Source organism: Lactiplantibacillus sp. C232, from assembly GCF_023806725.1.
Taxonomy (GTDB): domain Bacteria; phylum Bacillota; class Bacilli; order Lactobacillales; family Lactobacillaceae; genus Lactiplantibacillus; species Lactiplantibacillus plantarum.
Genome location: NZ_JAMSKZ010000029.1, coordinates 1 through 9,001 on the forward strand (window position 1 = coordinate 1; position 9,001 = coordinate 9,001).

The following is a 9,001-nucleotide window of genomic DNA, read 5'->3' on the forward strand; positions in this document are numbered from 1 at the left end:
TGAACTGGTTTAAGATACAAGGTATTAGGCTTACCCGTTTTTCGGTCGTGAATGAACGCATTTTGTTTAATAGCACCGTCCGGATTAAAAATATCGGTTTGTTTTAAGCGCATGACATCACTCACTCGCAGTAGCGTAGCTTTGCCAACTTGAAAAACTGTATAGTTACGCCGGCCAGCTTTAAAGTTGTTGAGTAAGGTATCTTGAACCTCTTTGAGAACGTTTGAATCTTTGATGGGTAAGACAACTTGTTGCATAGTTTTAGCTCCTTAAAAAATTGATTTTTAGTACAAATTAAAGTACAATATTAAGTACAATGAAAGGGTGGTAAATATGACATTAGCACTAACACAGAGCGATTTTCGCGCTAACCTAAAAAAATATTTAGATCAAGTTAATGACGAAGACGAAACCGTTTATATTGCTCGTTCAAATAGTCGCGCAGTAGCCATCGTTTCACAAGAAAAAATGGACTGGCTAGAAAGAGCATTAAAAGCTAAAGAAGGTTCGTTAGAATATGCAATTGCACGTGATCAGTTAATTAAACGCCATGTTTTACCTGACGATGAAATTGTTGAATCAGATGATGGTTATTGGGGTCAGTTTAAATAATGAAAAAACTAAGATTTAAACCACGTGCAACCTTTAATGCTGATCTAAAACGGTTAGCCAGTTTAGACAAATCTATTATTGATGAAGTTCGAGCAGCCATTGACCTGTTGCTTGAGCAGCAACAATTACCACTAGAATTTGAAGATCATGAGCTTAATCGGCGAATGAGCGGTTATAATGAATTTCACTTACGAGATACCCCGAAAAACAAAACACCAAGCGAAACTAACGATGTCCTGGTGGTTTATACGATTGATAAAGATGAACTAGTCTTAATTGGCATTCGAGTCGGATCGCATGATCGTTTATTTCCTGGTCAAAATCGTTCCAAAAGGTATCGAAAAAATGACGAATAAGAGAAGTCATTTATACCATATAAAAACAAATAACCCCCAACATCTACATTATAGATATTGGGGGTTATTTTAACAATGATTTTGAGGGGCGATTTTTAATTTATAGACCCTAACAGGGGAACGAGATTTATTTAAGATCTTTCCTCATATCTACACTTTTCTGCAGGAATTGGTAATAACTATGCTTTTTTAGTGAATCATCGTCTTTGATCAAACTATCTAAAGCATGGAATACTAAGGTGTATAAGTTAATTTGACGGAATCAAAAGGAGCTCTAATTCAATATTTTTTTGTTCTAAGTCTTTTTTTAAGACATATATAGATATCAAAGACATGATTGGGAAGAGAGATAAATCAATATTATTTGTGTCATTGATTTTATTATGAATGATCCCTAAAATTATATTTATTTTTTTTGAGGTTAAATCTACTTTTTCTGCGCATTGACTGTTTATGAACTTGCTAATTTCAGTGTTATTTAAGTTTGATAAATACATTGCAGAGTTTCTGGCTTGTGCAATAAGATGACTAAAAGATTGACCCGAGGTTCCTGGTTTCAGGCAAATAAAATTTAACCGATCATCTTTAATTTCAAAAATATCACATATCTCAATACTACCGTGGTTGTTTTCTAAATTAATCGAAGGTTTAAATGTGTTTTTATCCAATTTTATTAAGTTAGGATTAATGGCGCATATTTTCTCTGTGTAAGCATTCTCTGTTGGACGACAAGTATTATCATCAAGATCTGTTCTTTTATCTCTAGGACGAAACTGATCATTTGTATAAATAGGAATGGATTTAACAGAAGTAGTAATTTTTTCAGTTAAGTCAATGGGGATACAATACCATTTTCCAGAATAAAGGAAGAAGAAGTTTTCTGCTCTTTTATAGTTAAAATATAGGAAGTTAAACAGATTTTTTTCTGAGATTTTATCGTTGTTTTCATCATATTCCACAAGTTTTAGTTTGGAAAAAGAGTCTAAAGGAGACAAATCGTTGCTTTTACTGAGAGTAGAAATAATACGCTGCCAATGTTCGAGATCATTTAGATTATAGAATTTTTTTGTGTTGTCAACACGTACATTACGGATTGTAAATGTAGACGCCAAATCTGTATTAGTAGGATCTTTCAAAAAACAAATGTTTTTTAGGGATCCTTTTTTCAATTCTCCATTATTTTTTTCAAAAATGTTTATTAAACTATGCAATTTATTGTTTAGTTTTGTATTACACTTTTTAGTCTCTTTTAATTGAGAAATTTCACTTGTCCAGGTTAACGAATTTTTTCCTTTGGAGTTAATAACAATTTTTAAAGCTTTCATGATAGTAAGAAGGTTTTTTTCGAGTAAAGAAGCCCCTTCAAGGTGCAGCGAAGTATTACCGATTATTTTAGTATTAAGCTGTAATATTTCACCATTACTATTGTGAATTTCTATAATACTATTACCTGATATCTTATTGACGATGATGAAGTCATTATTTATGGACTGTTTATATAAGGGAATTGAAGACTTTTGGGGTGAATACACCGTATAATTAAGAGGTGGATTACTCCATGCATGAAATGTGGTTATATTATTTAATTGATCTTTAGATAGCAGTAATTTTGATATATTCATTCCAAATGAAGTATCAATAGCTTCACTCTTAAGAATTATGTCACCACGATTGTATGATAATGCGTAATATTCCTTCTCAAACGAGAAAATAATTACTGCTCTAAATTTTTTTTCGGGCATAGTAACTTGTCTTTTGGAAAATAGGTTAATTTGCTTTTCCCAACCCGGATGGGAATTAAGTTCTAAAACAAAAATTAGTCCCTTGAAAGGAAAATTATCTTTTTCAGTTTGAAAAACATGTAATGAGTCTCTTTTTTGCGAAAAAGATTGCGAATTTTGGACTTTCAACCGCATATAATTTTCGTCAACAAAATCATTTAGAGAAGTGATTTTTGCCTTTTTTAAATGGAATAGATTGAGCAATTTTTTAGCCTCTGTTTTCATATGAAATTTTACGATAATAGCAATTCTAGCAGATAGATTATAGCTGTTAAAAAACAAATTTGGAATTTGCTAATAATAAGAAAACGATGTTAAAGATCACCAAAAATGCCACCAAATTTTATTAGGTTTGTTTTTGTGTTTTTTTTCTTGTCCATTATTAGATTCAACAACTTTATCTCCATTTTGCTTGTCGTTATTTTCCTTGATGCGACTGGTATTAGCACTATTCGACAAGTTATCGTCCTTGTCATTTGGTTGTTGCTGTTGAGTTGTACTAGAAGGTTCAAGTAAGCCACTCAATTTCTGAACATGCTCTTTTAATCGATGGTTTTCTGCGACCGTTGCTATCTGTAATTTTTGTTGCTGATCTAAGGCCTGTTGTAAATTTGCAATTTGTTGATCTTTAACATCAAGTTGTTTTAGCAAGATATGATCAATATTTTTGTCCTTGTCGTTTTCAGCTTGCCGATTTGTTTGTCGTTCTTGTTGTTTTTGCTTGTCGAAATTAGCAAGCATTTTAACGCCTTGGTTGTCTATTTCTAGATGGTTTTTGACTTTATAAGTGTGTTTGCTTCGAAAGCCATTAATACTATTAATACGTTGATTAATAGCTTGTTTTGATAATTTCAATTCTTCTGAAAGTTGTCGAATAGTCTTGCCCAATAATTTCACCACCTAATTAATCCGCCTTAAATTATAAGTTAAAAACGACAAGAACACCAATCGACAAGCAAAGCTTAAACTTGGTTGTCGTTCTTGTCGCTTTTTAAAATAGGTATCAATCTTCAAGCTAAACTATAATTGATTTGGTTCTGGTTGTTGCCACCAATGAATGTTGCTTTAACGGCAAATATCCCGAATTAACAACAACTAAAGTTTGCATCTAGTTTTTTCCCTAATGGCTTGTTTTGATACACCAAACTCATCAGCAAGTTCTCTAATAGTTTTAGGCATGATTCCCAAACCCCTTTCGGAGTTCAGCAAGTGCTTCTTTTCGTGCTTGATCTCTTATTTTTTTATCATGTTCGGCTTGTTTGACAGCCAATGCTTGCTTTTCAGTAGAACCTAGAGTTAACCCCTTAACTTTATCAATGGCACGCCATTTTTCCTGTTCTGTTAATTCACCATTATGCTGAATGTTAAAGAGTTTTTGACGTTCATCTTGAAATTGACCTTGTGAGAAGTCATTAGCGTTTTTCTTTTCAGACTTCCAAGTAAAAGAATACCCAATCACTGGTTTTCCGCGGCCTTTACCATATTTTTTTCTAACCGTTAGGCCTCTAAAAAGAGGCGTAAGTTCCTCTTTGATGGGTTTTAAAACGGATTGATTTATATTGCTACTTTTATAGCTTTTAGGGACATCTAATAGCTCGTTAAAGTCTGCAACTGAAAAGTAAGCGTACCCAGTAGTTCTAAATTGTTTTAGTAACCGAAACATGGTTTTTGCGTAGCTACTTTTTAAATCTCTGAATTCTGATAAAGCATAACGAACCCAACTTTCCAGCTCATTTAATAATTTTATAGCTTTGGGGTAAATTTTAATATCAACATAAGGATCATCAGCATGGCCGTTTATCTCAAATTCGGTAAACATAACAAAAAATTCACGATGCAGTCCATCTTTACTACGCCTTCCAAAGCGTAAGCCTAAAATTTTTTGATAAGTACTTTCAATATCGTCAATAAATCGGTTATTTGCTGTAGGTTTATATGCACTTAATTCTTTTAATTGATCAAATGAAAACCTTACAGTTTCGTCACCCTTGTCACGCATTCTAGAAACTATTGAGAAGAATAAATTCATTTCAACAGGAGTGAATTTTCGAAGTGGGATTGTATTTAATTCAGGATCATATTTAACAATTTCATTACTCAAATGAAGCACCTCTTTTAATGAATATGGTTTTATGAATATATAATACTACAAAACTCTATCTATAAACAGACAAAACTCTATCTATAAACAGACAAAACTCTATCTATAAACAGACAAAACTCTATCTATAAACAGACAAAACTCTATCCATAAACTCCTGTATTCCCTGGGAGAGTAAGGCTAAAAGGGGGTCTAAAAGAGGTTTAAAAGAGGTTTATAAAAGAGGTTTAAAAGAGGCACCACTGTACAAGATCAAAATCTAAAACAAAAACACAAAGGAGTGAGCCAAAAAACAGGCTCACATTAAACTCCAGTCGCTATGCTCCTTGCGCCTCACTCTGTTCGTTGCCTAAAAGGTGTGGCAAGCCACGTTTATTCGGGCGCTGACGCCCCGAACCCCGTCCAAGCTGAACCAGCTTGACCGCTTTTTCACTCGCCGTTAGGCAGGAAAGCAAAGTTTCTATAAAACTTTGGCTTTCGCCATTTCAGTGTTAAGACTGGTTTAGAGCTGTCAATTCCTTATGCTCCCACGCTACGCTCGTCCGCTACCATTGACAGCAAACAGTTAGTTTTTTTGAATCTTAACAAGAATCTAACTGCTATATTCGTTTTTAAGGGCCTTATTTCTCGTTTCTAGCGATTTTGAGACTGTTTATAATATTTATACCAAAGCAAAAATAAAAAGCCCTCAGCAGGCTTTTAGAGGGAAAGAGGACGGAACCTGGGCGATTACTAATATCTTCTTGCCTTTTTTGCAAAATATAAGTGTATAAGGAATCATACAAATTCTTTTTAATCTTGTCAGGTTCATTGACAGAAGCTTCAAACAATTCTTGAATATCAACTTGCCAAGGATCAGCAAGCATTTCATCAACTGGTTTTAATACTTTCTTTTAGTCCAGCTTAATTACTCCTAACATCAAAATAATGTTTTCAGTTTAAATTCACAGATCTTACAGCACCGTTATTCAAAATTTGTTACCAAGCTCATAAAGATTATCTGCACAAAACAATTAAAAAATTTTGGCTTAAAACAGCGCAATCTGCAACACTTTTTAAATATTTAAAACATAACAATCCTAGTTAGGTGCAAACATAAATTGAATTAAAAATGCAGTCAATTCAACAACGGCAAAAACTGATTTCATGGTTATCAGCAGACCGAGTAAAACGAGGTCAATGCGCACTTACACCCTTGACAAGTGTCAAGGGTAGATTTAATCCCCATTTTGATGGGGTTTATTTGTATTAGAAGGCTAGCGCCAACTATAAAAAACCTAGAGTAAACCCTCAAAAACCTAGAGCTGAATATCAAGATTGATCAATCACATTACGAAGGATCCAATGACTATAAGCAAGACGAGCACCGGGAGTTATTACCCAAGGGTGATTAATTTCGAAAATTTGAATTTCAGTTGCTAAGTAAAGTGGCGTCTTACCATGATTAAAAGCAAAAACGGGTTGCGGAAAATCAGGCTTACTAGCAACTTGATGAACACTTTGACGAGAGTTCATCTGCCAACGAATTTTTAAATCTTCACGCGACAATAATTGCGGTAATTGTGTTTTTTCAATTTGAGCTTGTTGCTGCAACTTTTGTGTAAAGGCTTGTTTAGTCTTGTTTTGATGCCAATCATCAAACAGATCATACTTGTTGGTTTCAAAATCTAAATCCATAAAGACAGCCTCCTAACCAAAATCAATTTGATCCAGCATCGTTTCGGTACTGGCCTGGTCTGAGCCTAAATAAGCTAAAGTCATCGCCTCACTGGAATGATTGAGCATGATAAAACAATAAGAGATCAGACAAGACAAGAAATGCTTGCTGAACTCCGAAAGGGGTTTGGAAAACATGCCTAAAACTATTAGAGAACTTGCTGATCAATTGAATGTCTCCAAACAGACTATTCAATATCATTACCAAAGACTACCAGCAAAGAATCGGCAAAAAGATAGTCAGGGTACAAACATGATTAGCCCTAAAGCTGAAAGGATTATCAGAATGATATAAAAGGAATTACCTGAGGTGAGCTTGTTTTCGATCATCATGTAAATTAATATCATGACGGCGCTCAATAAGAAAATAACATTAAGTATAGTATCTGCGATGCCTGATACTTTCTTTTCAAGTAATATATCTTTATAGATTGTTATCTCCCCTAATCAGTTCATCCAATGAAATACTGTATAATTCTGAAATCATAATAATGTTAGAGATGCTCAGAACTCAATAAATTGGACTATTTTTATTTGCCACTTATTATTTTGATAAGTCTAACTATTGCTTTTGGCATCAAAAGTGTCTTAGCGATGCTGGTACTAATTATTCTCATTCTGTCGCTTACATTAGCATTATTTATTGCAAAATAAAAAGCAAAGCTTTTATAAAAAAAGTCTTTACCTTTTATTTTTCCCAAATCATATGATACTCTTTTGAATCAGTCTCAGTATCCATACCTACACTGTCTATGATAAAATCTTTATTCTCATAAAAATTAACGGCATTAATATTATCTACATAGACTGAAAGTGTTAATTTGTCGTTTATTTGTTTTAGGTAATTAATTAATCGGCTACCAACACCTTGGTTTCTGTAGTTCATGTCAACAAATAATCCAGCTATGTAACCATCTAATTCGCCTAAAAAACCGACAATTGTTTCATTATTCCTATACACAAAAATATTTGCTTCAGGCAACATTTTTTTAATGTTCACAAATTGATTTTTCCAATACTGAGCGGGAATAAATGAATGTGCTTGTAAATTGCCATTCAACCAAATCTGTGCCAATTGTTCTAAATCCCTGTCTGAAAAACTGTTTAATTTTGTAATCATTGTAGCCCCCTTTTTCCTAAAACAAGTTTAATAAAAAATAGGAGAGGATTCAATTATCTAAAACTAGGAAATGGTATTAATTAATCATATGCTTTCATTTTACGGACTGAATAAAAATAGTCCATTTTTTAGTATAAGAGCAATTCCTTATGAGTTCTGAAAGATAGATTCATAGTATACTATGTCAAAAGGAGGAGTTAGATGAACAATCAAATCACACTAGCGTATTTAGATTGTGATGATCTAGATGCTTTACAAGTTGTAAGTGTTGTCAGTTTTTATGAATCGTTTATCGATGGCGCAGATCCACTTGATATGCAAGTATATTTACAGACACAATTGACAACTGAAATATTGGCAGTAGAATTGGCACAGCCAACCAGTAAATTTATTGGTATTAAGGATCATCAAATACTCATTGGTTATATGAAAGTCAATGATGAAAAAGATGCTATAGAGATTCAACGGATCTATCTGCTCAAAGATTATCAAAACAAAGGGTTAGGGCAACGGTTACTCGATGAAGCGAATCGTTATGCTAAAACGAAACAAAAACGTTATTTACGTTTGGCTGTTTATGAAAAAAATCATGCAGGTATTCGTTTTTATGAACGTCATGGATTTAAAAAAATCGGGATCAAACATTTTCCTTTAGGAAAACAAGATCGTATTTGTCCGATTTTAGAAAAAGAAATCTAAAAAAACGTCCTCACTTTTGATGCTGAGGACGTTTTTTTAGACTGGTAATGGAACCATAATTCGCTTTCCTTTTTGATAAATCGCTAATTCCGTCACACCTTTTGCTTTTAACAGAGCAAAAAGATCATACTTGTTTGATTTAAAATCTAAATCCATAAAGCCAGCCTCCTAACCAAAATCAATTTTATCCAGCATCGTTTCAGTACTAGCCTGGTCTAAGCCTAAATAAGCTAAAGTCATTGCTTCACTGGAATGATTTAATAAGTGCATGACCAAACCAATATTATAATTAGATTGTGTGTAGACGCGATAAGCCCCGGTTTTGCGCATTGTGTGGGTCCCTAGATAATTAATTCCTAACAGATCGCCAACCTTACTCATAATTTTGTAGAACTGTTTTTCCGTGATATGGCGCTCGGGGTGTTGAATGGAAGGAAAGAGCCACTCAGAGGCTAGTCTATGATCAAGTAGCCATTGACGGTACAATAAGAGCTCTGTTTGAACTGGTTTAAGATACAAGGTATTAGGCTTACCCGTTTTTCGGTCGTGAATGAACGCATTTTGTTTAATAGCACCGTCCGGATTAAAAATATCGGTTTGTTTTAAGCGCATGACA

At 33.7% G+C, this 9,001-nt stretch carries 11 protein-coding genes and 3 pseudogenes; 5 read left to right on the top strand and 9 right to left on the bottom strand.

The genetic code is table 11. The annotated features are described in order from the left end of the window. Positions 1-257: site-specific integrase (locus MZO41_RS16080; protein WP_502825506.1), on the bottom strand; the 257-nt coding region annotated here is incomplete at its 3' end. Positions 258-333: 76 nt separating this feature from the next. Between MZO41_RS16080 and MZO41_RS16085 the strand changes: the two genes are divergently transcribed. Together MZO41_RS16085 and MZO41_RS16090 are read left to right on the top strand one after the other, a co-directional pair. Continuing rightward, complete coding sequence (locus MZO41_RS16085; protein WP_010620850.1) at positions 334-612, top strand: type II toxin-antitoxin system Phd/YefM family antitoxin; 279 nt, start codon at positions 334-336, stop codon at positions 610-612. Then, a complete protein-coding gene (locus tag MZO41_RS16090; RefSeq protein ID WP_063489416.1) occupies positions 612-968 on the top strand; it encodes a type II toxin-antitoxin system mRNA interferase toxin, RelE/StbE family in 357 nt (118 codons plus the stop codon). Before MZO41_RS16085 ends, MZO41_RS16090 begins: the two co-directional genes overlap by 1 nt. Positions 969-1,216: 248 nt before the next feature. Here MZO41_RS16090 and MZO41_RS16095 read toward each other — a convergent pair whose 3' ends face one another. The 6 genes and pseudogenes from MZO41_RS16095 to MZO41_RS16120 all read right to left on the bottom strand — a co-directional run. Next, a complete protein-coding gene (locus tag MZO41_RS16095) occupies positions 1,217-2,974 on the bottom strand; it encodes a DUF6119 family protein (RefSeq protein ID WP_128650930.1) in 1,758 nt (585 codons plus the stop codon). 96 nt (positions 2,975-3,070) lie between these two features. Further along, complete coding sequence (locus MZO41_RS16100) at positions 3,071-3,637, bottom strand: DUF536 domain-containing protein (RefSeq protein WP_128650929.1); 567 nt, start codon at positions 3,635-3,637, stop codon at positions 3,071-3,073. A gap of 283 nt (positions 3,638-3,920) precedes the next feature. Then, entirely contained in the window at positions 3,921-4,850 is a 930-nt protein-coding gene (locus tag MZO41_RS16105; protein WP_070084861.1) for a replication initiation protein, read from the bottom strand. A 620-nt stretch (positions 4,851-5,470) separates the two neighbouring features. Continuing rightward, positions 5,471-5,716, bottom strand: a complete 246-nt coding sequence (locus MZO41_RS16110) for a hypothetical protein (protein WP_164974535.1) — start codon at positions 5,714-5,716, stop codon at positions 5,471-5,473. A gap of 445 nt (positions 5,717-6,161) precedes the next feature. Continuing rightward, entirely contained in the window at positions 6,162-6,527 is a 366-nt protein-coding gene (locus MZO41_RS16115) for a hypothetical protein (protein WP_076637348.1), read from the bottom strand. 12 nt (positions 6,528-6,539) lie between these two features. After that, positions 6,540-6,635 (bottom strand): annotated as a pseudogene (locus MZO41_RS16120) (site-specific integrase); the annotation flags it as partial. On the opposite strand from MZO41_RS16120, the pseudogene MZO41_RS16125 reads away from it, so the two are divergent. Together MZO41_RS16125 and MZO41_RS16130 are read left to right on the top strand one after the other, a co-directional pair. Next, a pseudogene (locus MZO41_RS16125) lies at positions 6,630-6,710 on the top strand (replication protein A); the annotation flags it as partial. The pseudogenes MZO41_RS16120 and MZO41_RS16125 overlap by 6 nt on opposite strands. Next, a pseudogene (locus MZO41_RS16130) lies at positions 6,703-6,852 on the top strand (DUF536 domain-containing protein); the annotation flags it as partial. The pseudogenes MZO41_RS16125 and MZO41_RS16130, both read left to right, overlap by 8 nt. Before the next feature lie 402 nt (positions 6,853-7,254). Here MZO41_RS16130 and MZO41_RS16135 read toward each other — a convergent pair. Further along, the gene (locus MZO41_RS16135; protein WP_076637200.1) at positions 7,255-7,686 is read right to left on the bottom strand and encodes a GNAT family N-acetyltransferase; all 432 of its coding nucleotides are present in this window, start codon (positions 7,684-7,686) and stop codon (positions 7,255-7,257) included. 201 nt (positions 7,687-7,887) lie between these two features. Here MZO41_RS16135 and MZO41_RS16140 point away from each other — a divergent pair, with 201 nt between their 5' ends. Continuing rightward, positions 7,888-8,385 carry a GNAT family N-acetyltransferase gene (locus MZO41_RS16140; protein ID WP_063489425.1) on the top strand — a complete coding sequence of 166 codons (498 nt, stop codon included), beginning with the start codon at positions 7,888-7,890 and terminating at the stop codon, positions 8,383-8,385. 168 nt (positions 8,386-8,553) lie between these two features. Here the strand turns inward: MZO41_RS16140 and MZO41_RS16145 are convergent. Then, positions 8,554-9,001: tyrosine-type recombinase/integrase (locus MZO41_RS16145; protein WP_252129710.1), on the bottom strand; the 448-nt coding region annotated here is incomplete at its 5' end.